Raw genomic sequence first — 878 nt, forward strand, 5'->3', positions numbered from 1 at the left:
GTGCGGTCGGGCCAGGCGCCCGGCACCAGCGCCAGCAGCCCGCGCGCCGCCGGCCCGTTCGCCTCCAGCGTCACCTCGCCCAGCCGCGGCTGTGGGCCGAGCATGCCCGTGCCGGAGGCGACGATGTCGGCCTCCGCCAGCCGGCCCGACAGCCGGCGCAGCGTGATGCGGCCATTCTCCAGCGCGGCATCCAGCGCCGCCCGCTCCAGCACCGCCTCGCCCCAGCGCGCCTGCTCCGCGGCCAGCCGCAGGTTCAGGTCAACCGCGCCCAGCGCGCCGGAGGTCCGCGCCAGGTCGAGCCCGTTCGGCAGCCAGCGCGCCAGGTCCAGCCGGTCCACCGTCAGCCCCAACCCCAGCGCCGGCCGCGGCCCGTGCCGCAGCGTGCCCGCGCCGGACAGGCGCAGGTCCTCGAAGGTCGCGGAGAGTTCGGGCACCGCCGCCCGGCCCTCCTCCAGCACCAGGCGGAAGCGGCCCTCGCCGCGGCGCAGAAGCGCCGGGTCCAGCTCCTCCACCGGCAGGCCGAGGGCCGCCAGCGTCGCGCGGATGTCGGGCCCGGCGAAGCGTGCGGCGAGTTCCAGCCGCCCGCCGGCGGTGGCGCCGGCGAAGTCGAGCTCCGTCTCGCCGGGCAGCAGCAACGAGACGTCGGTGAGCGTCAGCCGCCCTTCCTCGAGGAAGGCAGAGCCGCGCAGCCGGCGCAGGGTGAGGCCGGCGAAGCCCGCCGCCTCCGCCGACAGGTCCACCGAGACCGGCCAGGGCCGCGCCCCGCCCTGGCGCAGCGCGGCGACCCAGCCATCCAGGTCCACCCGGCTCGCGAGCAGCGCCACGTCGAGGCGCGGTGCCGGCAGCAGCCGGAGCGCCACCGCGCCCCGCGCCGGCGC

General features: G+C 79.0%; 1 protein-coding gene. It reads right to left on the minus strand.

Going from position 1 to position 878, the window contains the following annotated elements; all coding sequences use genetic code 11:
- Nucleotides 1-878, minus strand: an 878-nt coding sequence (locus tag OZN99_RS32595; protein WP_270939321.1) for an AsmA family protein, incomplete at both ends; no start/stop codon positions are given.

This window comes from Falsiroseomonas oryzae (assembly GCF_027856955.1).
GTDB lineage: Bacteria > Pseudomonadota > Alphaproteobacteria > Acetobacterales > Acetobacteraceae > Falsiroseomonas > Falsiroseomonas oryzae.